The 22,168-nt window shown below is 63.7% G+C and carries 22 protein-coding genes; 8 read left to right on the top strand and 14 right to left on the bottom strand.

Annotation, left to right across the window (positions count from 1 at the left end):
- The first annotated feature begins 123 nt into the window (after positions 1-123).
- From KUV72_RS19905 to KUV72_RS15210, 4 genes are all read left to right on the top strand, one after another.
- Complete coding sequence (locus KUV72_RS19905) at positions 124-3,162, top strand: HD domain-containing phosphohydrolase (protein WP_261317521.1); 3,039 nt, start codon at positions 124-126, stop codon at positions 3,160-3,162.
- 181 nt (positions 3,163-3,343) lie between these two features.
- Entirely contained in the window at positions 3,344-4,765 is a 1,422-nt protein-coding gene (locus KUV72_RS15220; protein WP_261317531.1) for a serine hydrolase, read from the top strand.
- A 430-nt stretch (positions 4,766-5,195) separates the two neighbouring features.
- A complete protein-coding gene (locus KUV72_RS15215) occupies positions 5,196-6,071 on the top strand; it encodes a DMT family transporter (RefSeq protein ID WP_206943799.1) in 876 nt (291 codons plus the stop codon).
- Between the two features lie 122 nt (positions 6,072-6,193).
- Positions 6,194-6,727, top strand: coding sequence for a cytochrome b/b6 domain-containing protein (locus KUV72_RS15210; protein ID WP_222162440.1), 534 nt, complete (start codon positions 6,194-6,196; stop codon positions 6,725-6,727).
- Between the two features lie 30 nt (positions 6,728-6,757).
- Here KUV72_RS15210 and thiE read toward each other — a convergent pair whose 3' ends face one another.
- The 5 genes from thiE to KUV72_RS15185 all read right to left on the bottom strand — a co-directional run bounded on the left by thiE (position 6,758) and on the right by KUV72_RS15185 (position 10,012).
- The gene (thiE, locus tag KUV72_RS15205; RefSeq protein WP_315857906.1) at positions 6,758-7,405 is read right to left on the bottom strand and encodes a thiamine phosphate synthase; all 648 of its coding nucleotides are present in this window, start codon (positions 7,403-7,405) and stop codon (positions 6,758-6,760) included.
- 46 nt (positions 7,406-7,451) lie between these two features.
- Entirely contained in the window at positions 7,452-8,270 is an 819-nt protein-coding gene (gene thiM, locus KUV72_RS15200; RefSeq protein WP_222238968.1) for a hydroxyethylthiazole kinase, read from the bottom strand.
- Positions 8,271-8,402: 132 nt separating this feature from the next.
- Complete coding sequence (locus KUV72_RS15195; RefSeq protein ID WP_222238967.1) at positions 8,403-8,717, bottom strand: hypothetical protein; 315 nt, start codon at positions 8,715-8,717, stop codon at positions 8,403-8,405.
- Positions 8,718-8,966: 249 nt separating this feature from the next.
- On the bottom strand, positions 8,967-9,452 hold the full coding sequence (locus KUV72_RS15190) for a C40 family peptidase (RefSeq protein ID WP_206943806.1): 486 nt from the start codon (positions 9,450-9,452) through the stop codon (positions 8,967-8,969).
- A gap of 215 nt (positions 9,453-9,667) precedes the next feature.
- Complete coding sequence (locus KUV72_RS15185; protein WP_206943808.1) at positions 9,668-10,012, bottom strand: hypothetical protein; 345 nt, start codon at positions 10,010-10,012, stop codon at positions 9,668-9,670.
- A 205-nt stretch (positions 10,013-10,217) separates the two neighbouring features.
- Here KUV72_RS15185 and KUV72_RS15180 point away from each other — a divergent pair, with 205 nt between their 5' ends.
- Entirely contained in the window at positions 10,218-11,195 is a 978-nt protein-coding gene (locus tag KUV72_RS15180) for an ABC transporter substrate-binding protein (protein WP_206943810.1), read from the top strand.
- Between the two features lie 139 nt (positions 11,196-11,334).
- On the opposite strand, the gene KUV72_RS15175 is transcribed toward KUV72_RS15180, so the two are convergent.
- From KUV72_RS15175 to KUV72_RS15160, 4 genes are read right to left on the bottom strand one after another with little or no spacing between them, the layout of a single operon-like run.
- Positions 11,335-12,567 (bottom strand): metal ABC transporter solute-binding protein, Zn/Mn family, encoded by a 1,233-nt coding sequence (locus KUV72_RS15175; RefSeq protein ID WP_222238966.1) that lies wholly within the window; start codon positions 12,565-12,567, stop codon positions 11,335-11,337.
- Positions 12,568-12,608: 41 nt separating this feature from the next.
- On the bottom strand, positions 12,609-13,511 hold the full coding sequence (locus KUV72_RS15170; protein ID WP_222238965.1) for a metal ABC transporter permease: 903 nt from the start codon (positions 13,509-13,511) through the stop codon (positions 12,609-12,611).
- Positions 13,512-14,231, bottom strand: coding sequence for a metal ABC transporter ATP-binding protein (locus tag KUV72_RS15165; protein ID WP_222238964.1), 720 nt, complete (start codon positions 14,229-14,231; stop codon positions 13,512-13,514).
- Complete coding sequence (locus KUV72_RS15160) at positions 14,231-14,371, bottom strand: hypothetical protein (protein ID WP_206943818.1); 141 nt, start codon at positions 14,369-14,371, stop codon at positions 14,231-14,233. The genes KUV72_RS15165 and KUV72_RS15160 overlap by 1 nt, the downstream gene beginning before the upstream one ends.
- Positions 14,372-14,658: 287 nt before the next feature.
- On the opposite strand from KUV72_RS15160, the gene KUV72_RS15155 reads away from it, so the two are divergent.
- The 3 genes from KUV72_RS15155 (at position 14,659) to KUV72_RS15145 (ending at position 16,475) form a co-directional block, all read left to right on the top strand.
- Positions 14,659-15,207, top strand: a complete 549-nt coding sequence (locus KUV72_RS15155; protein WP_206943820.1) for a porin family protein — start codon at positions 14,659-14,661, stop codon at positions 15,205-15,207.
- A 255-nt stretch (positions 15,208-15,462) separates the two neighbouring features.
- Positions 15,463-15,834 (top strand): hypothetical protein, encoded by a 372-nt coding sequence (locus KUV72_RS15150; RefSeq protein ID WP_222238963.1) that lies wholly within the window; start codon positions 15,463-15,465, stop codon positions 15,832-15,834.
- A gap of 56 nt (positions 15,835-15,890) precedes the next feature.
- Positions 15,891-16,475 carry a DUF4202 domain-containing protein gene (locus KUV72_RS15145; RefSeq protein ID WP_222162449.1) on the top strand — a complete coding sequence of 195 codons (585 nt, stop codon included), beginning with the start codon at positions 15,891-15,893 and terminating at the stop codon, positions 16,473-16,475.
- An 88-nt stretch (positions 16,476-16,563) separates the two neighbouring features.
- On the opposite strand, the gene hydA is transcribed toward KUV72_RS15145, so the two are convergent.
- The 5 genes from hydA to KUV72_RS15120 all read right to left on the bottom strand — a co-directional run bounded on the left by hydA (position 16,564) and on the right by KUV72_RS15120 (position 21,991).
- Positions 16,564-18,006: a dihydropyrimidinase gene (hydA, locus tag KUV72_RS15140; protein ID WP_222238962.1), complete on the bottom strand. Its 1,443-nt coding sequence runs from the start codon at positions 18,004-18,006 to the stop codon at positions 16,564-16,566.
- 58 nt (positions 18,007-18,064) lie between these two features.
- Positions 18,065-19,366: a TRAP transporter large permease gene (locus tag KUV72_RS15135; protein ID WP_222238961.1), complete on the bottom strand. Its 1,302-nt coding sequence runs from the start codon at positions 19,364-19,366 to the stop codon at positions 18,065-18,067.
- On the bottom strand, positions 19,363-20,064 hold the full coding sequence (locus KUV72_RS15130; RefSeq protein WP_222238960.1) for a TRAP transporter small permease subunit: 702 nt from the start codon (positions 20,062-20,064) through the stop codon (positions 19,363-19,365). Before KUV72_RS15130 ends, KUV72_RS15135 begins: the two co-directional genes overlap by 4 nt.
- Positions 20,065-20,126: 62 nt before the next feature.
- The gene (locus KUV72_RS15125) at positions 20,127-21,200 is read right to left on the bottom strand and encodes a TRAP transporter substrate-binding protein (RefSeq protein ID WP_222238959.1); all 1,074 of its coding nucleotides are present in this window, start codon (positions 21,198-21,200) and stop codon (positions 20,127-20,129) included.
- 56 nt (positions 21,201-21,256) lie between these two features.
- Positions 21,257-21,991 carry an aspartate/glutamate racemase family protein gene (locus tag KUV72_RS15120; RefSeq protein ID WP_222238958.1) on the bottom strand — a complete coding sequence of 245 codons (735 nt, stop codon included), beginning with the start codon at positions 21,989-21,991 and terminating at the stop codon, positions 21,257-21,259.
- Positions 21,992-22,168: the final 177 nt, after the last annotated feature.

Below are 22,168 nucleotides of genomic sequence, written 5' to 3'. Positions count from 1 at the left end.
CTTCATGGCGGTGTAAGCAGGCAAAAAGTATCGATGCTGCATATAGTTGTAGGAGCCCGTTGCGCCCTTGCGCGCGAGGATTCCCCCTAGGCAGCCGCCCCGGCGTACATACGAGGCTCGATCATGCACCGTCAGCGTTTCGTCGTCTCGATGCAGTGGCTGATCGGCGTCGTCATCGCTGCCGTCATGACGGTCATGGCGGTCGCGCTGCTGTGGTTTTCCTGGCATCAGTCCCAGCGCACCCTGGGCGCGACCCTGGAAGAAACATCGCATCAGCTGGTCAGCACTCTGGAGGCACATACCCAGGCGCTGGTCAGGCCGTCCCAGGTCGCTATCGACATGCTGGCAAGTGGTGCCACCGGTAGCGCCAGCGACTGGCTGGAGCAACGTCCGCTGATGGCGTCTGCGCTGGCCGCCCACCGCCTGATTGACGCCGTCTACATGGCCAATGGTGACGGCGACTTTGTGATGTTTCGGTCCGTGGAGCGGATGATGGAGAGCGTGCGGCCGGAGCTTGCCCATCACCCCGACGCCGCTTACCTGGCGTTGGTCGTGCCGGGGGATGCCAGCGCCGCGGACGCCAGCGAATGGCGACTGTACGATCAGCGGCTGAGTCCGCTTGGGCGAGAGCCTCTGGCTCAGTACTTCTTTGATCCGCGTACACGTCCCTGGTTTCAGCGGGCCAGCAGGGAAGGCACGTCTTACCTGACGGCGCCCTACGCGTTCTACTACACCGGCGAGATCGGCATCAGCATGGCACGACGTCATGGCGAGGTGGTGGTGGGGCTCGATGTGGCCTCCCAGGACCTCGGCCTGGGAATGGACAGCCTGCGCCTGACTCCGGGCACCCGCATGGCGATCGTGACGGACACGGGGCAGGCGCTGGCGACCACCATCCACAGCGCTGAAGACGACACTCTCAGTGTCTCAGCCAGCACCCCTGTCAGCAACCCTGCCAGCAACCCAGCCAACTCCTCCTCCAGCGCATCCACGACCTCCAGCTCGCCCTTGAACGCGACGCCTGGCATTGCCCCGCTCGATCAGCCAGGGTCGAGCAGGGCGGTCACGGATGGCCGCCTGGCATCGATCGACGAGCTGAATTTTCCCGTGCTACGAAAGTTGAGAGCGCTGGAACACACGCGAGAGCACCTACCGTCGGGCGAGCAAAGCCCTGTGCGACTAGAGCACGAAGGGCGTCATTGGTGGGGGCTGGTGCTGCCGTTTGCACGTCTGGGGGACCAGCCCACCCAGCTATTGGCGGTGGTGCCTGAGGAGGAGCTGTCCGCCGGTGCGGGGCAGATGATCATCGAAAGCTCGGTACTGGCCGGCATGGTGACGCTAGCGCTACTGCCGCTGGGGCTGGTCCTGGGACGGCGTCTTGGGCGGCCGCTGCAGCGGTTGTCCGAGCAGGTGGAAGCGCTGGGCCGCTACGACTTCGCCGGTTGTCACGGAGTGAGCTCGCGAGTGTCGGAGGTCAGGGGGCTGAGTCTGGCCCTGGGGCGCTTGTCCCGGGGCGTGGAAGGGTTTGGGCGCATCACCCGCGTACTCAACAGCGAGCCGCAGCTGGCACCGATGCTGACCAGCATCCTCGAAGACTTGCTGCAGGGTGCTGGCAGCCGCTCCGGCGCCATCTATCTGGCCGATGAACATAACGAGAGGCGCTTTGAGCGCGTGGCGCAGTCGGGTGAGGCCCGTGACCCGGACAGCGACCCCAGGGCACCGGAGCTGGCACTTGAAGGGTCCCCCGAAGGTGCCCTGGCACGGCTTGAGGCTGACTTTGATCGGCACGACTATCTGCTGCAGCCGCTGTGCAATCGAGAGGGGGCGATTCTGGGACTGCTGGCGGTGGCCTTGCGTTCGACCGACGACGATGACCTGCACTGGCGTGCCTTTGTGAAGGAGGTGTCGTCCGCGGCGGCGGTGGCCATTGACCTGCGCAGGTTGCTCCAGGGCGAGGCGCGTCTGCTGGACGGCATCGTCAAGCTGGTGGCCCGTGCCATCGATGCCAAGTCACCGCATACCGGCAGTCATTGCTCGCGGGTCCCCGCCCTGGCGGAGTTGATCGTCAATGCCATAGAGCGAGCGGATTCGGGGGCCTTTGCCGAGGTCCACTTTGATCAGCGCCAGCGCAGTGCCTTTCATCTGGCCGCATGGCTGCATGATTGCGGCAAGCTGGCCATTCCCGACGAGGTGATGGAAAAGGCCACCAAGCTGGAAGCCCGACATGATCGCATTCATGAAATCCGCACTCGCTTCGACGTGTTGTGGCGAGATGCCGACGTGGCCTATTGGCAGGGCCGGGCTCACGGTGGTGATCCAGTCATTCTCGAACGGCGGCGGCATGCCCGCCAGCAAGAGCTTACCGCCGCCTTCGAGTGCGTGGCAGAGGCCAATCGTGGCGGCGAAGCCATCAGTGACGCCTTGCTCGAGCAACTGGCCACGATCGCCGAGTGGCGCTGGTGGCGCCACTTTGACGATCGCCTGGGGCTGTCTCGGGATGAGCTGGCACGCATGGCGCGGGAGCCTGTACGTCGTCTGCCCGCTGAGGAGCGCCTGCTTGCTGATCTGCCGCGCCACGAGATTCCCTGGCATCGCTCGCGGCCCGCGGTGGAACGCGGCGATCCGGACAATCGTTGGCAGTTTGACATGTCACCCTGTCCGCTGGCGGGTCATCACGGCGAGCTTTACAACCTGTCGGTTCGCCGCGGTACGCTCAATGATGTCGAACGCTTTCGCATTCAGGAGCATGTGATCCAGACGATCATGATGCTCGAGGCGCTGCCGTGGCCGGCGCATCTGCGCCAGGTGCCCTCGATTGCCGGCAATCATCATGAGCGCATGGATGGTACGGGGTATCCTCGGCGCCTGAAGCTGAAGGAAGCGAGCCTCGAGGAAAAAGTGATGGTGATGGCCGATGTGTTCGAGGCGCTGACCGCAGCAGACCGTCCCTACAAGGCAGCCATGACGCTGTCGCGGGCGTTGGCGCTGCTGGCGGACATGGTGCGCGATGGCCATCTGGACCCCGACCTGTACCGGCTGCTGCTGGAGCAGCGAGTCTATCGGGATTTTGCCAAGCGTTTCCTCAAGCCGGGGCAGTGGGACAAGGTGGATCCACAGGCGCTGCTGGCGCGCGCGGGGCTCGAGGGAGACGCTGCGGATTGAGGGCTGGCGAAGGCGCCTGCACAAAATAGGCAATGTCATACCGCTATTGATGGCAAAGCCACGTTAATTGGGCCTGTACAGTCGGTGTAAGTGGGTCATAATGCCGTCAGTGCAGTCGGATAAATCGCAGGGGTTTTGGATAATGGTGACCACAAGGTATTCCGTGTGGCGGTCGCTGACCATGCTGATAGCGCTGGTGGTGACGTGCCTGATGGTACAGTCGGCTCACGCCGGCAATCCGCGCTACGCCGGTATCGTGGTAGACGCCGAGACGCATGAGATCCTCTATGCAGAACATGCCGACGAGTCGCGTTACCCCGCCTCGCTGACCAAGATGATGACGCTCTACATGCTGTTCGAGTCGCTCGAGGGGCGGTCCATGAGTCTGGGGCAACCGCTGCCCGTGTCGTCCCATGCGGCGTCAATGCCAGCGACCAAGCTATGGCTCAAGCCCGGGGATACCATTCCCGTGGAAAAGGCCATCCAGGCGCTGATCGTGCGCTCGGCCAATGACGTGGCCGTGGTGGTGGCGGAGTCGCTGGGCGGCACCGAGTCCCACTTTGCGGAAATGATGACGCGCAAGGCGCGTAGTCTCGGGATGAACAACACCACCTTCCGCAACGCCTCGGGCCTGCCGGATTCAGGGCAGGTGACTACCGCCCGGGACATGGTGATCCTGGCCCGGCGCTTGATGCTGGACTTCCCCCAGTACTACCCCTACTTCTCGCTGACGGAATTTACCTGGCGCGGCACACGGCATACCGGCCATAACCGGCTGTTGACCAAGTACCCCGGAACCGATGGCCTGAAGACCGGTTTCATCCGTGCGTCAGGCTTCAATGTGGCGACGTCGGCGACCCGCAACGGACGCCGCATGGTGGCCGTGGTCATGGGGGGGTATACCGCCGCGTCCCGGGATGAACAGATGATGAGCGTGCTGGATCGTGGCTTTCTGCGTGCTTCCCTGTCGGATGGCCGCGGCTTTCTTGCCAGCACCGATGTATCTGGCGGCGAGTTGATGGCACCACGTCAGCGCGGATTGATCTCAGCCCCTGTGCCAACGTCATCACGCCTGGCCCAGACCTCGTCCAATGCGGTGCAGCCGTCGCGGGTCGAGACCATCGTGCCTCCTGCCCAGGTTGCCAGTCGCCAGAGTGCAGGGACGCCCGTGCGCTTCGAGTCGTCGACGCCGGTGATCTCTGGCACCCGGCCCCAGACGGACCCACTGCGTCGACTGATGGATGATGCCCCTAGCTCGGCTCCTGCGGTGGCGTCCATTCCTGTCGCCGCCTCGGTGCCGGCCGCGACTCGCCCAGAGCCCAGGGCAACGGCGTCGTCGGCACCCAGCGTTGCGCAGACCGGCGACTGGGGGGTTCAGGTGGGCGCGTTCAGCGACATGGACAGCGCCCGCAGCCAGGCCAGCCAGGCGGCCAATCGCCTGGCAAGCGAGATGTCCCATGCTCGCGTGGCTGTCGCCAGGGCGGATAACGCCAACATCTATCGCGCGCAGGTCCTGGACCTTCAGGAAGGGCAGGCGCGTTCGGCCTGCCGTCGCCTGATGGAGCAGGGCATGGACTGCATGGTGGTGCAGGCGAGTCTGTAAGCACGTTGGTGCAAGCCCCGCCTGTCCAGTGAGGCCCGCTTCGGCGGGCCTTTTGCATGGCGCGTGACCCAGGTGTCTACGCACTTGCACAGTCATGGTGCAAGATGCTTGCCTCAAAAGCGTTATCCCCCTAACGTTATTGAGCACTGCCTGAACGGCGTGACGTACTGTTGTCCGTTCTTCTACCCGTTCTTCCATAAGCACTCCGCCGGCCACCGGGTCGGGGGCCGCCGTAGTAACAAAAAGTCAGCACCGGAAAGCTAGTACCGGAAAGTCAGCACCGGAAAGCCAGTACCGGAAAGTGAGCACCGGACAGTTGGTGACGGACAGCGAGTGACTGGCGATGACTGACCGGCGGCTTGTGACGAGTGACGGGTGCTATCCAGGCGGGTATCCAAGCGTCGCATTTTCAGTCCAGCAGGGAGGTCGAATGGCATCGTCAGTGAAGGGAATCGGGTTTATGTGCCTGGGGGTATTGTGCCTGGCATTGGGGGATGCCATCTCGAAGTGGTTGGGAGAGGTGCATTCGCCGGTCCAGATCATCTTCTTCCGAACCCTGGTATCGCTGCCGATGATCATGCTGCTGGCGTGGAGGGGAAGCGGACTTCGCACGCTGGCCACCCGTCGCCCTGGTGTGCACCTGGTGCGAGGGCTGATCTATACCGGCACGATGGGTTGCTTTGTGCTGGGGCTGACCCTGATGCCGCTGGCGGAAGGTACCGCCATTGCCTTCGCGGCTCCGCTGTTCGTGAGTCTACTGTCGGTGCCGCTGCTGGGTGAGAAGGTCAGCATGCCCGTATTGTGTGCCTCTCTGGTGGGTTTTGTCGGCGTTCTGGTGGTGGTCCGGCCAGGTAGCGACGGCATCTCTCTGGGCGCGCTGGCCATGTTGGGGGCAGCGGTGTTCTACGCCCTGATGATGATCACCGCACGTCGCTACGGCGCTCGCGAGCATCTCTGGGCGATGGTGTTCTACATGACCCTGGTGCCTTTTGTGATCACCGGGCTCGCATTGCCGTTGGTTTGGCAGGCGCCGGAAGCGGCGCACTGGCCGGCCTTTCTGATGGCGGGTGTGCTTGGGGTGGGTGCCACGGCGTTCATCACGCTGGCATTTCGTCACGCCCCTGCGGCCATCGCCGCGCCCTTCGACTATACCGCCATGCTATGGGCGGTGCTGCTGGGCTGGCTGTTCTGGGGAGAGCTGCCGGATTGGGGCGTATGGGTCGGCGGCACCTTGATCATCGCCAGCGGCCTGGCGATTGCCTACCAGGAAGGGCGCACCAGCCTCAAGCGCCGCCCAACGGCATAAAACGATCGGTAGCGACTCGTCTGCTCCCACTCGCGCGAGGGCGTCTCGCGTAAGCGAGGCTTAAGGGTTGAATGCCAGCCTACTTCCGCGCGATGTCGCGTACCTTCGACGGGAGTAGCGAGATGACAACGGCAGCAAGGACCCCGACCCCACAGCGCATCATGGTGTGGGATCCGCTGGTGCGAGTCTTTCATTGGGCGCTGGTGCTCGGATTTGCGCTCAACTACGCAGAGATAGGCCCTCACCGCTATATCGGCTATACCCTGGTGGGGTTGATTGGCCTTCGTATCCTGTGGGGCCTGGTGGGCCCCTGGTCAGTGCGCTGGACGAGTTTCTGGCCGACGCCAGCGCGACTCAAGGCAGCGATTCGCGGTCACGCGGCAGAAGGCGGTCGCATCACCCACACGCCGCTGGGGGCGCTGATGATGATCAGCCTGCTCGCCTTGCTGCTGGGGCTAGGAACGACGGGCATGCTGATGGTGCACACCGAACGCTTCCACGACCTGCATTGGATGGAGGAGCTGCATGAAGGGCTGGCGACCGCCGTTCTCTGCCTGGTGCCCGTGCATGTGCTTGGTGCGGTGCTGGAAGGCCGCAAACAAGGCGATAACCTGATCGCGGCGATGGTCCATGGGCGTCGGCGACCGCAACCTTAGTGGTTGCGGCGTGCCGGATCCCTGGGCGACTTACCCTTCCCAGGCCGCCAGCAGGTCCTGGGCGGCCTGGCTCGGGTCGGGTTGGCCGCAGATGGCGGAGACCACGGCCATGCCATCGGCACCGCTTGCCCGTATGGCGGCGGCATGTTCTCGCTTCAGCCCGCCAATCGCCACGCTGGGCAGCGGGCTGGCCGCCACCAGCGAGGACAGGCCAGCAACGCCTAGCGGGGTCGCGTGGTCGCGCTTTGTGGAGGTAGCGAATACCGGGCCCAGGCCGAGATAGTCCAGCGCCCGCACGTCCAGCTGTGTCAGCTGTTCGGGACGCTGAACCGACAGCCCAATGATCGCCTCGTCGCCCAGCAGGCGGCGAGCCTCGCTCACGTCGCCATCGTCCTGGCCAAGGTGTACGCCGTCGACCTTGGCGGCAACGGCGACCTGAACCCGATCATTGATGACCAGGGGGATGCGGTGCTCGGCAAGCAGCGGTTTCAAGCGCAGTGCCAGGGCCATCAGTTCCTCATCGCTGGCCCCCTTGTCGCGAAGCTGGACCAGGGTCACGCCGCCGTTGACAGCCTGGCTCACGGTGTCCTCGATTCCCCTCTCAGCGCACAGCTCGGGGTCTGTCACCAGATAGAGGCGCAGGGCCTGTCGGTCGAATCGGCGGGGAGATCGCGTCACGTGCAGCATCCTTGAAAAGAGTGAAGTGGCAGGCGGGAAAAGCGGGTCATGGGAGAGTGCTGATCTCCAGGGGCGTGCGGTTGGCCAGAGCATCGGCAGACAGCTGGTGCAGCGCGTCAATGAAGGCCACCGCAAAACTACCAGGCCCCGGCGCCGTCTGCCCGGCCTGAGCACCCGCCTCAGCGTAGCAGGTGAGGGCGCAGGCCGTAGCCAATAGTGGGTCCTTCTCACAGGCCGCGAAGGCCGCTACCACTCCGGAAAGAGCGCAGCCAAGGGCCGTGACTCGCGGCATCAGGGCATGACCTCCCACAATGCGGACACATCGCTGGCCATCCGTGACCAGGTCGACCTCGCCGGTGACGGCGACCACTGCCTGCTGACGTCTGGCCAGGGCCACCGCCGCCGTGAGCGCCTCGTCACTGGCTGCGGTGGAATCGACGCCTCGTCCGCCCAGGGCGTCGCCGGCGAGGGCGATGATCTCTGAGGCGTTGCCGCGGATGATAGTCGGAGAAAACTCGAGCAGGCGGGCACAGGCGTCACGTCGAAAGCGTGTAGCGCCAATCGCCACAGGATCCAGCACCCAGGGGGTCTGTTGTTGTTGAGCGGACTCGGCTGCGCTCAACATGGCATCGACCCAGGGGGCGGAAAGGGTACCGATGTTGATGACCAGAGCATTGGCGAGGGCCGCGAACTCGGCCGCCTCCTCGGCGGCGTGCACCATGGCGGGCGATGCGCCCAGGGCCAGCAGCACATTGGCGGCGGGGTTCATGGCCACGTAGTTGGTAATGCTATGTACCAGTGGCGTGGACTGGCGCAGTCGCGTCAGCGTGGCGCCAATATCGGCGCCGGCAAGGGCGGATGTCATGTGAGGCCTTTGTCTCGGCTGCGCAGCGCATGCAGGGCACGCTGCGGCAATCAGATAACCAGGGCCTCATGATCCGGGCATGGCGCGCAGCTGTAAAGCCACGATGTTCTTACGCCGCTGGATGGAGCGTCATCAGGCCAGCAGTTGCAGGGCGACCAGTACACCCACCGCCGCGAGGGTCAGGTGCGTCAGCGAGAATGTCGTCTTGGCGTGGGCTGTCTCGGCAACGCGAGCCTCACGATCCAGGTCTGCCTCTGTGTGGGCGGCGCTGGAACGCGGCCACAGCGCCATGCTGCCCAGAATCAGACTGAGCGTGCCAAGCGACAGGCTGATCGGCGACCAGAATGCCATCAGGGCCATGCCGCCGAGTATGGCAACGCTGACCGACAGCCATCCGCGCAGAGAGAGGCGGGCGTGGGATCTGCTGACCTGTTGCAGGAAAGGCATAAAGACGGTTCCTTATCGTTGCTGGGTAAAGGATCGATGCCATCGTAGCGGCGCCACCTTAACGAGTGCTTAAGCTTTGTTGACGACTATGTGACATCTTCTGATGCTCGAAACAGCATAGCGTTCATTCGTCTTGATGCGACCTTGGTCGATAAAGTCGGACGGTGGCGCATGCAACAGAGCGGCGGACGGCGCAGAACGGGAGAACGCGAGAAGGAGAGGAAGAGAGAGGTCAGCGCAGCGCCCCGTTCAAGGCGCGGCGGCGGCGGCGCCGACGAAACGCTCTTGCCAGTAGTCGAGGGTCAGCGATGTCGTGGTGACCTGGCGGCCCCGGCCCGGTGCATGAATCATGACGTCGTTACCGGCGAAGATGCCGACATGGCTGACCTCGGAGCCCTTGCCGGTGGCGAAGAACAGCAGGTCGCCCGGGCGTGGCTGGTCAATCGCCGGCAATTGGTGATATTGCTCCCGTGAGGACCGGGGGACACTGATGCCGGCCCGGGAGTAAGCCATCTGCACCAGGCCGGAACAGTCGAGTCCGCGAGGGTCATTGCCGCCAAAGCGATAGGGGGTGCCCAGGGAGCCCCTGGCTTCCGACAGGATCAGGGCACGCTCCATGGACAGCCCCTTGTTGCCGCCGCTGGTATCCAGCTGTGGCGACGCACAGCCGGCCAGTATCAATAGCAGCGTGCACATCAGGGACCATCTGGCCAGGTAAGGCGTCAATGCGCTCATTGCGGCGTGCTCTGCACAGACATGATGAGGCTTACGGTACTCTGTCATGACGTGCAGGCCAATAGTCCAGGGCTGGTCTGAAAAGGGCCTGCGCCTGGTGATACGGCGTTTAATACCGGCTTAACGTGCTCATTAGCCTAGCGTAAGCTGCTATTTCTCAACGATTTTTACCTTGCCTCACCGTCGCTCTTCGACGTCTCGGACAACGCCTCGCCTCAGCGGAAGGCAATACGAGTGCCGTTGGCCAGCATCTCATCCGGTGTCATGGCCTTGCCTTCCACCCCGATCATTTCATCGCCGCATTGATCCGACCAGGTCAGCACGCCGTGGGTAAGGCCGACGCCGCCCAGCAGCTCACGAATTTCTCCGGTGCCGAGGAAGGTGCGTGTGCGGCCCTTGTCGTCGGCCAGCTCCGATGCTCCGTTGGCATGGTGGAAGCGCACCGTGTAGATGCCATCCATGGACTCGACTTCGACGATCGGAGAAAAACCGTGGGCCAGCGCCCTGGCTAGCGCCTTGATGGTGATCTGGCGCTCGAGAGTGTAGTCGATATCAGCCATCTACTTGCCTCCTCCCACGGGGGGATATAGGGGACCGGCGGGGCTCTTGGTGAGGGGCGTTTCACCAGTGTGCCGTTTCCTCTTAAGACTGGATCAGCCCGGCATTCTTGGCAAACTCCAGCAAAGGAGCCGTTGAAGGCGCCGCCTTGAGGCACAGCGCTGAGAGGGTATGGTAGAGACCTCTATCGCAATCTACAGGTGCTTCATGCCGTATTACACGATGTCTGCTGCTGTGCTGGCTGCCTTGATGGCCGCTACACCATTGGCCGCCCAGGCGGAAGCAGAGCGCTCGACTCAGGAAGATGCCCAGGTTCGTTTTTCCGTTCCCGCCTGGCCGGGAGTGACGGTCAAGACGGCCCTGGCATCCACCCTGCTGGAGACGCTCGGCTATCAACCCGTACAGGAAGAGCTTGGCTCCACCATTACCTACCAGGCCCTGCGCCAAGGCGAGCTGGATGCCTTTCTGGCGGCCTGGCTGCCTGCCCAGCAGGGGATGTACGACGCCAGCTTCGAGGGCGACGAGCCCACCCTTGAGGATCTCGGCAACAACGTTGATGGCGCCCGGCTGGGGTTCGCCGTTCCTGCGTATGTGTACGACGCGGGTCTGACATCGGCAGAAGACCTGGACAAGGAAGAGTTTGCCGAGCGTCTGGATCGCACGATCTACTCCATCGAGGTCGGCTCCGGCATGAGCGACTCGCTGAATGCCGCAGTGGACGACGACAGCTATGGTCTGGGCGACTGGGAGCTGTCGGAAACCTCCACCCCCGGCATGCTCAGTGCCGTGGATGCGGCCATCGATCGTGAAGAGTGGATTGTGTTCGCGGGCTGGACGCCGCACTGGATGAACATTGAGTTCGACGTTCGCTACCTCGATGATCCGAACGACATGTGGGGGCCGGAGGGCGGTCGCAGCGACGTGCGGACACTGGTCCGTCGCGAGTTCGCGCAGAGCCATCCCAATGCCACACGCCTGCTGGACCAACTGGTCTTCAGCGCCGATGACCAGAGCGCGATGATTCGTGGATTCAGCTACGAAGAGCGTGAGCCGGAGCAGGTGGCGCTGGAGTGGCTACAGCAACATCCCGAGCAGACCCGGTCGTTCGTCGAGGGAGTGACCACGCGAGATGGCGAAGAAGCCTGGCCGGTGATTCAGCAGGCGCTGGAGATTCCTGACGCCTGATAGCGCTGGCTGGACTGCGGGCGCCTGGCGTCTCGGCAAGCCCGGCTGATGTGTTCAGCGCTTCGCTGATGCGTTCAGTGCCTCGCTAAAGGACCGCCCCCGGGCGGTCCTTTGCATGCTGGCGGATGCGCAAGAGTGATCAGTGCTGGTGGTCGTCATGCGCTGCATGATCATGATCGTGGTCATGGTCATGGTCTGATGATTCGGAGGCATCCTGGTGCAGCAGGCCTTGGTGCAGCACCTCGGCGTTGTGCAGGATCATCCCCACGTAGTGGGAGGTCATGCCGTCTTCCGACAGCGCTCCGTTATACAGCGTACCGGCGATGGGCACCCCTGTTTCCTCGGACAGCTGTTCCATCAGCGCCGGGCTGGACATGTTTTCAATGAACAGCGCGGGGATCTGGCGCTCGCGAATGATGTCCACCATCTGGGCGATATCGGCGGCTGATGGTTCCGCTTCGGTGGAAAGGCCCACCGGCGACAGGAAGTCGATCCCGTAGGCACGCGAAAAGTGACCGAAGGCGTCGTGGCCGACAATGACCTGAGCATGGTCTGGCAGGTCGTCCAGCAGCGTCAGCACCTGTTGGTGAGCCGCCTTGATGTCCGCCATGTAGCTATCGGCCCTGGCGGTGTAGTGGGCGCTGTTGTCGGGATCTACGGCGATCAGGCCATCGCGGATATTGGCGACGTAGATCAGCCCTGCCGACAAGTCGAGCCAGGCGTGGGGATCATACTGTCCATGGTCATGGCCAGCGTGGCCGTCATGATCCGCGTGGTCATGCTCGTCGTGGCTGTCATGGCCAGCGTGGCTGTCATGATCCGCGTGGTCATGCTCGTCGTGGCTGTCATGGCCAGCGTGGTCGTCGTGATCCGCGTGGTCATGCTCGTCGTGGCCGTCATGGCCAGCGTGCTCTGCGTGGTCATGCTCGTCATGGCCTGCATGCTCAGCGTGGTCGTCATGACCCTGGTGTTCGCCGTGGTCGCTCTGTTGATGCAGCGACTGGCCGCCATAGGCCAGCACTGGTACGCCCTCAGTGGCGACAACGGTTGTGCCTTGGTAGCCACTGGCGTCCAGCAGGCGTGTCATCCAACCCTCGAACTGCAGGCCGTTGAGCACCACAAGGTCGGCCTCTGCCAGGGCTCTGGCATCGGTGGGGCGAGGAGAGTAGACGTGGGGGTCGCTATCTGTCCCGACCAGGGAGGTGACCTCAACCCTGTCACCACCGACGTTGCGAACCATATCGGCCAGTACACTGAAGCTGGTGACCACCTGCGTAGGTTCGGCCGCCAAGGCCTGGGGGCCGAGGGCGAGTCCCGCCAAGGCCATCCAGGCGTGGCGTTTGATGAGAGCGTGAGGCAGTGACAGGGGCATGAGTGTCGTTCTCCGGTGGCGGTTGGATGGGCGTGGTCAGGTCAGGCGCGTTCGTCGGCACCCAGCGGCATGGCGCGGCGTCGCAGTCGCGCGGCAAGGCTGTGCTGGCGTCCAAACACCGCAGACAGCAGGTAGGCGACCCCCGCCAGCAGTATGATGGCAGGGCCTGAAGGTAGGCTGAGGTGGTACGACAGCAGCAATCCACCAAGGCTTGCACCCAGTGCAATGATCACCGACAGGCCCATCAGGCCTTCCAGGCGAGTGCTCCAGAAGCGCGCCGTGGTGGCCGGCAGCATCATCAGGCCAACCGCCATCAGAGTGCCCAGGGTCTGGAACCCGGCGGTGAGATTGAGCACCACCAGGCCCAGGAAGATCCCGTGCACCAGGCCGCCCTTGACTCCCTGGCTGCGTAGAAACAGCGGGTCGAGGCATTCCACCACCAGCGCACGAAAGATGACGGCCAGGGTGATCACGATCAGGCTGCTGATACTGGCGATCAGCACCAGAGCGGTGGTGTCCACCGCCAGGATGGAGCCGAACAGGACATGGGTGAGGTCGACGCTGCTGCCGCCCATGGCGACCAGCATGACCCCTGCTGCCAGGGAGATAAGGAAGAAGCTGGCCATGGCCGAGTCTTCGCGATGGCCGGTCAATTGAGACACGCTGCCCGCCAGCAGTGCTATCAACAATCCTGACAGCATGCCGCCAAGGCTCATGATCGGCAGCGAGAAACCCGCCATGAGAAAGCCCAGGGCAACGCCGGGAAGAATGGCGTGGGACATGGCGTCGCCGATCAGGCTCATGCCCCGCAGCATCAGGAAGACCCCCAGTGGCGGTGCGGCCAGCGACAGGGCCAGGCTGGCGACCAGGGCGCGGCCCATGAAGGCATAGTCAAACGGCGCAATCAGCCAGGCGTGCAGGGTCGATACAAGTGCGTCAAACATTCAGACAGATCCAGGAAACGTCAGGGGCAGGCGCGGTGGGCGCGTCAGCTGGCCGGTGTGGCGCTCGACCAGAGCGTCGGGGGTGGCCCAGCGGCCATGTCCCTCGGTCAGCACCAGCACGTCATCGGCCAGGCGCGATAGCTGCGTCATGTCGTGCAGGACGATGACTAGCGTGGTTCCCGCGTCGGCCATTTCGCGAAGCACCGTCATCAGCATTTCCACGGTGTCGACGTCGACGTTGGCAAACGGCTCGTCGAGCAGCAGCAGCTCGGCTTCCTGCATCAGCGTGCGCCCGATCAAGGCGCGCTGGCGCTGACCGCCGGATAGCTCGCCGAGGGGACGGTGTGCGAGGTGAGAGATGCCCAGTCGCTCCATGATGTCCCGGCCCCTGCGGTAGTGCGCACCACAGTAGCCCTTGAAGGCCCCGTGGCTCGGCCAGGTGCCGGTCATGATCAGTTCTTCGACACTCATCGGGAAGCTGAGGTCCAGTGCCAGCTGCTGGGGCAGCCAGGCGCGCCGGGCGGCGGGCACGTCACATTCCACTCGTCCGGCGACCGGCGTCAGTGTGCCCATGATGGCCTGAATCAGGGTGCTCTTGCCGGCACCGTTGGCGCCTATCAGCGCGGTGATGGCACCGTCTTGGAAGCGGCCTTCCAGGTGCTCGAGCACCGTGCGGCCGCCGCGTGCCAGCTGCAGGTCATGGAGGGTCAGGCGCGACATCAGTGCCACCACCCTGCTGACCAGCTAACGGCCAGCCACAGCGGCAGCAAGGGGATGGCGACCAGGCCGAGGCGACGCTTCATGGACAGCGACATCAATGAGAAATGGCAAGGCCCCTCGGGACGATGGCGATGGGACATGCGGAACTCCGGAGTGGTGACGGGCGTGCGGAATCGGCTGGAGGGTATAACATAACACTACCGCGGTTTCCATGACTTCACCGCGTTGGATCGCCGGATGCCGGCACCACGACGATACCCGCGCAGGGAACTTTCCCTGAATCGATACTGCAAAGAATGTCGTCTCACGATAAACTTGTACAAGGTGTCATGTGCGAGAGACCTCGCACAAAGGACGCACTGCAGACCTGGTCGAGCACGCACGCGCTGTGCTCCTGGGGTGGCGAGGGTTCCAGGGAGTGTATGACATGTCACGGATCATGCGGCGAATGATGCTGGCAGGGGTGGTCATGGGACTGGCACTGATGGCATCGACTCACTGTGTAGCGGGCGGCAGTACAGGCCTCTACGTGGGGATAGGTGCAGGCCAGATTCAGGGCGACGATGATTTTGACGATGAAGCGTCAGCGGCAAAGGTATTTGCGGGCTACAACTTTGGCTGGCTGCCTTTCCTGGACCTTGGTGCGGAGCTGTCGTACCTGAACGGTAGCGAGCTCGACGGCGATGTCGATGGCACCTCCGCCACGTTGGATATCGAAAGCCTGCAAGCCATGGGTATCGCAGGCTTCAGCTTTGGCCCCTTCGGCGTCTACGGCAAGGCAGGCATGGCCGACTGGGATGCCGACCGTAATGGCCGCGGGGTGAGCAAGGATTACTCCGGTACTGACCCTGTGTATGGGTTTGGCGCCAGGGTTCAACTGTTCGATGTGACCGGTCGACTCGAGGTGGAACGCATCGACGCGGATCGTATCGGGCATGTGGATACGCTGACCGGAAGCGTGGTCTACACGTTCTGACAGACACATCTTGTCTGCCTGGCGAGCGGTAAATTGACGAAGGGCCGGCGCGAAAGCGTCGGCCCTTCGCCGTAGTTGGTCGTCACTGCGGGCCTTGTACGGCGCAGCGAGAGCGTTGGGGAAGCAGCAAGCAGCAAAAAACCTTGATCTGGATCAAGCTGACAGCCGCGTAGGTGATCGCGCACAAATGTCTAAGTCAAAAGGGGTAGGTAGCGTTCAGTATACAGTGTGTATCTCGTCACACTTGGTGTCCTTATGGCTAGCCTGCTCCTTGTCTCACCCTCTTCCTTTACCGGGGCGCCTCGGCTGCGCGCCGTCTGTGTGCGGGTGGCTCTCAGCGCTCTCTTGCTGCTGGCGATCATCGGTCTGATCCCCCATGGAGAGGTCGTCGATGTGGCGATCTGGGCAGGGATGTGCAATGCCATGCTGCTGTTCGGCATGGATGCGGTGCTGGGGCTGTTGCTGGAGAGCCTGGGTATCTCGTCGGCGGTGTCGGAACGGTCATGGCTAGGGACCTTGCTGGCGGTGATGGTAGCCGTGGTCATGTGGGTATTTGCCATCTTCCTGCTGCCACTGGCGCTGGCCTGCCGCCACTTGCGCGGTCAGTCCTGCCACAAGGGCTACTGAGATCGGCACATCGTCGTTACCATAGGGCAATGTCGTGACGTCACCCGAGGTAGCCCATGAGCCCTGCACCCTTTGACCTAGCCTGTTCCAGACTCGATGCCATGCATGCCGATGATCCTCGCCGCATCGAGGTCGACGGTCAGCAGCAGCCGCAGGAGCTGTGGCACGCCGGTCGCATGTCGGCGTGGCTCGAGCGCCTCGATCCCAAAGCCCCCGAGCTGGTCCGGCTAGCGGTTCGCAACCAGCACCTCAAACGCTGGGAAGTCCCGCGCAGCGACTACGAAGAAGGTCGTATCGGCTACCTGACCTGGCGCCGCGACCAGGGCAAGCGTGCAGGTCTGCTGGCGGCCGAGGTTATGCGCAGCAGCGGTTACAGCGACGCCGATGCCGACGAAGTGGCGCGGATGATCCGCAAGCAGGGACTGGGACGTGATCCTGGTACCCAGGCAGTAGAGGACTGTGCCTGCCTGGTCTTTCTCGAGAATTACTTCGCAGACTTTTCCCGCCAGGTCGACCACGACCACCTGATCCGCATCGTCCAGATGACCTGGAAGAAGATGTCTCCCGCCGCCCATCAGCTGGCGCTGGGCCTGCCCATGAGCGACGAAGCCCGCGCCATCGTCGAGGAAGCGCTGGGGTAGGAGGCGGATGACTCGTGCCGACGTGCGGCAGCGGTGACAGGCCCCGGGAGCGCATCGACACGTCCAGGGCCGTTGCGTCGCGTCCCCCTCAAAACCCCTTGGCCTGGCCTCTTGGTCGCGCCGGGGTGGGAGTGTCGCAGCGCAGGAACTCGCCGCCATCCGGTGGGCCACAGGGTTTGCCATCGCGGGCCACGATCCGGCCTCGGTTCAATGTCATGACGACCTTGCCGGTGAGCTCGAGCCCTTCGTAAGGGGTGTAGTCCACGGCGTGGTGCAGGTCGGCGTTGCGAACGGTGACGCGGGCATCGGGATCCCACAGGGTCAGGTCGGCGTCACTGCCCACGGCGATGTTGCCCTTGCGCGGATACAGTCCATAGATCTTGGCCGGGTTGGTGGCGGTCAGCGCGACGAAGCGGGTGGCGTCGATGCGCTGCTTGATGACGCCCTCGGAAAACAGGATCGACAGGCGCGTCTCGAGCCCGGGAATACCGTTGGGGATGCAGGAAAAGCTGGCATCCTCGCCGTTCAGCTTCTTGCCCTTGTCGTCCTCGTAGCGGAAGGGCGCGTGGTCCGAGGAAAAGACCTGAAAGACCCCGCTTTCCAGCGCCTCCCACACCGCCTGCTGTGCGGCTGGGTCGCGCGGTGGTGGGCTGCACACGCACTTGGCGCCCTCGAAGCCATCCTGGTCCAGGTCGTCGGCGGTCAACATCAGATACTGGGGGCAGGTCTCGCCATAGACCCTGAGGCCTCGGCTCTGGGCCCAGCGGATCTGCTCGATGGCCTGGGGGCCGGAGACGTGCACGATCAGCACCGGGACGTCGATCAGCTCCGCCAGGGAAATCGCGCGGTGGGTGGCCTCACGCTCGGCAATGGAAGAGTGGGCCTCGGCATGATAGCGCGGGGCGGTGTGGCCCTGGGCCTCCAGCAGCTCGGTCAGGTAGGCGATGCAGTCGGCATTCTCGGCATGCACCATCACCATGGCGCCCTCGCGACGGGCCAGGGCCAGCACTTCCAGCACTTCGCGGTCGTTGAGCTTCAGATCATCGTAGGTCAGGTAGATCTTGAAGGAGCTGTAGCCTTCCTTGATCAGCGCCGGCAGCTCGTCGCGCAGTACCGTCTCGCTGGGGTCGGTGACGATCATGTGAAAGGCGTAGTCGATCATCGCCTGGCCATCGCTTTCCCGGTGATAGTCGTCCACCGCGGCACGCAGCGACTGGCCCTTGAACTGGGCGGCGAAGGGAATCACCGTGGTGGTCCCGCCCGCCGCGGCCGAGCGAGTTCCCGACGCGAAGCCATCGGCCATTACCGCGCCGTCGCCCAGGGGCTGGGCCAGGTGGCAGTGGGCGTCGATGCCGCCAGGCATGACCCACAGCCCGGCAGCATCGATGGTGTCACCGGTCACCTCAGCGGTGGCGGCGAGCCCTTCGCCCAGGGCGACGATGCGTCCGTCGCGAATGCCGATATCGGCGCTGAAACGGTCGGCGGCGGTGATCACGTTGGCATTGGTGATCAAGGTATCGAGGCGTTGCATCTTGCGTTCTCCCGAGGCCGACGGGGTCGGCAAAGGTCATTGTTGTTGGTGTAAAACGCTACCCCATCACCCCTGGCAACCACAGCACGATGGCCGGCCAGGCGGTGATCAGGGCAACAAAGCCGAGCATGACGGCCAGGAAGGGCAGGCTGCCCAGCATCACGTCGACGATGGAGCCGCGCCCGCGCACTCCCTGCACCACGTAGAGGTTCATGCCGATGGGCGGAGTGATCAGCGAGATTTCCATCATGATCACCAGAAAGACGCCAAACCACACCGGGTCGATCCCGAACTGCACCACCATGGGCACCACGATGGGCACGGTGGCGATCATCATCGATAGTGTCTCGAGGAAGCAGCCCAGTACCAGGTAGAACACCACCAGAGCCAGGATCAGCCCCAGCGAGGTCAGGCCTAGCTCAGACACCCATTGGGTCAGGGCGAAGGGAATGCCAAGGATGCCGACGATGTAGTTGAGAAAGAAGGCCGCAGCGATGATCAGCATGATCATGGCGGTGGTACGGGCCATCGAGAGAAAGCACTCGTGCAGCATGGCGAGCGATAGCTTGCGATTGATCGCTGCCAGTACGAGGGCCGCGATGACCCCCAGGGCCGCCGCCTCGGTAGGGGTCGCCCAGCCGCTGTAGATGCTGCCGATGACGATGGCAAAGACGAAGGCCGGCGGCAGTAGGTCGACCAGCGAGCGTAGCCGCTGGGCCAGCGGCCCCCGTTCTTCGCGGCTGCCTGCCACGCCAGGGCGCAGCAGGCTGATGGCCATGATCACCAGCATGAAGGCGGCGGCCAGGGCGAGCCCCGGCACGATACCGGCAATGAACAGGGCGCCGATGGAGGTATTGGTGATGGCCCCGTAGATGATCATGTTGATGCTGGGAGGAATCAGGATGCCCAGCGTTGCCCCGGCCGCCAGGGTGCCCAGCGCCAGTCGCTCGCTGTAGCCGCGCTCATTGAAGGCCGGTAGCGCCACGGTGCCGATGGTGGCTGCGGTCGCCACCGACGAGCCGGACATCGCGGCAAACACGGAAGAGGCGCCGATGTTGGTGTGGAGCAGGCCTCCGGGCAGACGATTGAGCCATACCGACAAGGCCGAGTACATGCGTTCGGTAATGCCCGCGCGCAACAACAGTTCTCCCAGCAGGATGAACAGCGGAATCGCGGTAAGAATAAAGTCGTTGAGGGTGCCCCAGAGCAGATCGCCGAAGGAATAGAGTAGCGGGGTGCCCAGGTAGAGCAGGGCACCGAGGGCAGCGGTGACAAAGATGGCCACGGCGACATGGATGCCTACTGCCATCATGGTGATCATCAGGGCAAAGCCCAGCAGCACTTCGCTGATGGATATCATGACGGTGTCCCCCGGTCATGGATCTGGGGGGAATGCCCTTTGTGCCGAGCCTGTCCTGCTGCGGCGACACTGCTTGCGGACCCAGCGTCCACGTAGTGGCGCTTCGCCTGGTCGAGCTCGTCATCGGCGCTGGGCGGGTCGCAGTCCGCATTCAGCTGAGAGAAGCGTCCGCGACACAGCTGGGACAGCGCCTTTCCGGCGGCGCGCAGCGTGACCAGGGCGAAGATCGAGAGCCCGATGAGCCACAGCGACTGCGGAATCCACAGCGGCGTCTGCAGCGGTGTACTGGCGAGGCTCGAGAACTCGATGGTTTCGCCCAGGGCAGCGGCCCCGCGCCACAGCATGAACAGCGAAAAGCCACATAACAGCAGCTGCGCGACGGCGTTGAGCAGCGCCCGCATGCCCTGGGGCAGCCGGGTCAATAGCACGTCGACCCGGGTGTGAGCACGCTGGGTCAGGGCAAAGGCGAAACTGGCGGCGACGCCGATGGCCAGCACATAGCCGCCTATCTCATCGACCCCTTGTAGCGAGAAGGCGAAGAACTTGCGGGCCAGCACCTCGAAGGTGATCAGTCCGGATAACACCAAGGCACCGTATCCGGCCGCCAGGGCGGCACCACGAGACAGGCGGGCAAGGCGTGCATCGAGGCCCTGGGACCTGTCCGACGCTGGCGCATCAGCATGACGAAGGTGAGGCATGGGAGCTCCTTGGGGGCCGCCAGGCGGCCCCACCACCAGGAAAGGACAATGACGAGACGGCGTCAGGGGGCTTCAGCGGTCAGTCCGGTGACCTCGCCAACGCTTGCGTTCCAGAGCGCAGTACATTCGGGGTAGCGCGCATCACAGGTGTCCGCCCACACCGGCAGTACCGCCTCGGTGGTGATCTGCTCGATACGCGTGCGGGAGTCCTCGTCGATCTCCACCAGGGTCATGTCGTAGGCGGTGTGATTTTCGCAGCTCGGCTGGCCGGTGTTGCAGGCGATGGCATCGTCATTGACGCTATAGGCCAGCTCCCACATCTGGTCCTCCAGGCGGGCGAAGGCCTCGGTCAGGGCAGCCTGCTGCTCGGCGTCGAAGCCGTTCCAGGTATCCAGGTTCATGAAATGCCCCTGGACCGAGTAGGACAGCGGCAGCGGCACGAAGTGGTCGGTCACCTCTGGCCATTTGCCGTTGCTGCCGGCGGAGGGTGCGGTGACGCCACAGTCGGCCACGCCGCGCTGGAGGGCCAGGTAGACCTCGCTGAATTGCAGCGTCACCGGCACCGCGCCGAGCCCTTCCACCAGGCGTGACATCGACGGGGTGAATACCCGCACCTTCTTGCCAGCCAGGTCGTCGGCGCTGTCGATGTCGCCATTGCAGAACATCATCTGCGGGCCGAATGGCCACAATGTCATCAGCTTGGCGTTGAAGCGTTCCTGCAGGCGGGCGTCGAAGTCGGCGCGGAAGGCGTCCACCGCCTCGCGTTGCTGGTCCAGATCGGCGGTGACGCCGGCCAGGTCGATACCTTCGAAGAACGGCTCGTCTCGTGAGGCCATGCCGATCTGCACCGACATCACGTCAAAGGCGCCTGAGCGGATGTTGCGCAGGGCGTCGGCGGCCTCCACTCCGATGGCATCCATCGGGTTGTAGCTGACCGTCAGGTCGTCACGCGCGTCCAGCTCGGCGAAGAAGGGGCGTTCCACGCTGTCGACGTGAAGCTTGTTGCCGGAAAAGTTGCCGGCGACACGCAGCAGGGTGTCGGCCTGAGCCTGACTGGTAGCGATCCATAGGGGGGCGGCGACGAGCGCACCAAGCGCCAACCGGCCGGTTCGTGTTGCCAGGGGAAACGTCATCATCGGAGCACCTCAATGTTGTTGTTGGATAGGGTGTTGGGTGGTTCGCAGGACGGGCGTCAGCGCAGTCGAGGGTCGTGGAACAGCTGGCCCCAGCCGCGGATGTCAGCGGGGTCGCGGCCAGCCAGCGCCAGGCATTTCCATACTGTGACGCTGACCGAGTCATAGATCGGAATGCCGATCTCGGCCTCCAGCGCTTCGACAATGCCGGCACCACGCAGATTGGTGCAGAGAATGGTGATGGCATCGGGCTTGGCCCTGGCGACGTCGCGCACCATGTCCGCAAGGGTGTCTTCGCTGTACTCGGAAAACGAGAAGTTGCCGCGATCGTTCAAGTGGCGCTCGGCGACCACCTCGATGCCTTCCTGCCGATAGTTGGCGACGATCGCCGCCTGGATATCGTCCAGGTAGGGGGTGACGAGGCCTAGCCGCGTGACGCCGGTGCGCTGGAGCACCTCGTTGAGTGCCAGCACGCTGCTCGTTGCCGCAACGCCGGTGGCATGGGTGATGGCCTCGCATAGCCGACGATCGGCGTCGAAGCCCAGCCAGCTCGATGACGTGCCGTTCCAGGCGATGACGTCCATGTGGGCGTCATGCAGAAGGCGGGCGGCGTCCAGCTGCGGCTGTGGGTCGAACTGGGCGAGGGCCGCTTCGCTCAGCGAGATTTCCTTGACCGTGAAGCGCTGAAAGTGCGCGCTGACATGGGGCATCAGGTCGTGAAGAATCGCGCTGGTATAGGGTTCCAGCACGGTATTCGACGACGGGGTCAGCATCCCCAGGAGTGTGCGGTGCATGGGCTGTGGTTCCTTGCCGGGAGTGGCGATTGCCAGGTGTTGTTATTGTCGTGCAGCAGCGGATGCGGTCTGGCATCTGGCGTTGCGCTCCCGTCAGGACGCGACATGCTACACTCAGAGTCATTAAGGAATTCGGAATTCCAAATTTCTACGACCTTTTCAGCATTGCACAACGCC

The organism is Halomonas sp. DP4Y7-1 (genome assembly GCF_019800705.1).
Classification (GTDB): Bacteria; Pseudomonadota; Gammaproteobacteria; order Pseudomonadales; family Halomonadaceae; genus Halomonas; species Halomonas litopenaei_A.
Note: the sequence above shows the minus strand (reverse complement) of the source record. Positions and strands in the feature narration are given on the sequence as shown.

What these genes read in the sequence shown, in the direction of transcription:
- KUV72_RS15210 (WP_222162440.1), top strand. Translation starts at nt 6,194, where the DNA reads ATGACAACGGCAGCAAGGACCCCGACCCCACAGCGCATCATGGTGTGG.
- KUV72_RS15195 (WP_222238967.1), bottom strand. Translation starts at nt 8,717, where the DNA reads ATGCCTTTCCTGCAACAGGTCAGCAGATCCCACGCCCGCCTCTCTCTG.
- KUV72_RS15145 (WP_222162449.1), top strand. Translation starts at nt 15,891, where the DNA reads ATGAGCCCTGCACCCTTTGACCTAGCCTGTTCCAGACTCGATGCCATG.
- KUV72_RS15160 (WP_206943818.1), bottom strand. Translation starts at nt 14,371, where the DNA reads ATGTCCCATCGCCATCGTCCCGAGGGGCCTTGCCATTTCTCATTGATG.
- KUV72_RS15180 (WP_206943810.1), top strand. Translation starts at nt 10,218, where the DNA reads ATGCCGTATTACACGATGTCTGCTGCTGTGCTGGCTGCCTTGATGGCC.
- KUV72_RS15170 (WP_222238965.1), bottom strand. Translation starts at nt 13,511, where the DNA reads ATGTTTGACGCACTTGTATCGACCCTGCACGCCTGGCTGATTGCGCCG.
- thiM (WP_222238968.1), bottom strand. Translation starts at nt 8,270, where the DNA reads ATGACATCCGCCCTTGCCGGCGCCGATATTGGCGCCACGCTGACGCGA.
- KUV72_RS19905 (WP_261317521.1), top strand. Translation starts at nt 124, where the DNA reads ATGCACCGTCAGCGTTTCGTCGTCTCGATGCAGTGGCTGATCGGCGTC.
- KUV72_RS15190 (WP_206943806.1), bottom strand. Translation starts at nt 9,452, where the DNA reads ATGAGCGCATTGACGCCTTACCTGGCCAGATGGTCCCTGATGTGCACG.
- KUV72_RS15220 (WP_261317531.1), top strand. Translation starts at nt 3,344, where the DNA reads ATGCTGATAGCGCTGGTGGTGACGTGCCTGATGGTACAGTCGGCTCAC.
- KUV72_RS15165 (WP_222238964.1), bottom strand. Translation starts at nt 14,231, where the DNA reads ATGTCGCGCCTGACCCTCCATGACCTGCAGCTGGCACGCGGCGGCCGC.
- hydA (WP_222238962.1), bottom strand. Translation starts at nt 18,006, where the DNA reads ATGCAACGCCTCGATACCTTGATCACCAATGCCAACGTGATCACCGCC.
- KUV72_RS15175 (WP_222238966.1), bottom strand. Translation starts at nt 12,567, where the DNA reads ATGCCCCTGTCACTGCCTCACGCTCTCATCAAACGCCACGCCTGGATG.
- KUV72_RS15130 (WP_222238960.1), bottom strand. Translation starts at nt 20,064, where the DNA reads ATGCCTCACCTTCGTCATGCTGATGCGCCAGCGTCGGACAGGTCCCAG.
- KUV72_RS15135 (WP_222238961.1), bottom strand. Translation starts at nt 19,366, where the DNA reads ATGATATCCATCAGCGAAGTGCTGCTGGGCTTTGCCCTGATGATCACC.
- KUV72_RS15150 (WP_222238963.1), top strand. Translation starts at nt 15,463, where the DNA reads ATGGCTAGCCTGCTCCTTGTCTCACCCTCTTCCTTTACCGGGGCGCCT.
- KUV72_RS15120 (WP_222238958.1), bottom strand. Translation starts at nt 21,991, where the DNA reads ATGCACCGCACACTCCTGGGGATGCTGACCCCGTCGTCGAATACCGTG.
- KUV72_RS15125 (WP_222238959.1), bottom strand. Translation starts at nt 21,200, where the DNA reads ATGATGACGTTTCCCCTGGCAACACGAACCGGCCGGTTGGCGCTTGGT.
- KUV72_RS15215 (WP_206943799.1), top strand. Translation starts at nt 5,196, where the DNA reads ATGGCATCGTCAGTGAAGGGAATCGGGTTTATGTGCCTGGGGGTATTG.
- KUV72_RS15155 (WP_206943820.1), top strand. Translation starts at nt 14,659, where the DNA reads ATGTCACGGATCATGCGGCGAATGATGCTGGCAGGGGTGGTCATGGGA.
- KUV72_RS15185 (WP_206943808.1), bottom strand. Translation starts at nt 10,012, where the DNA reads ATGGCTGATATCGACTACACTCTCGAGCGCCAGATCACCATCAAGGCG.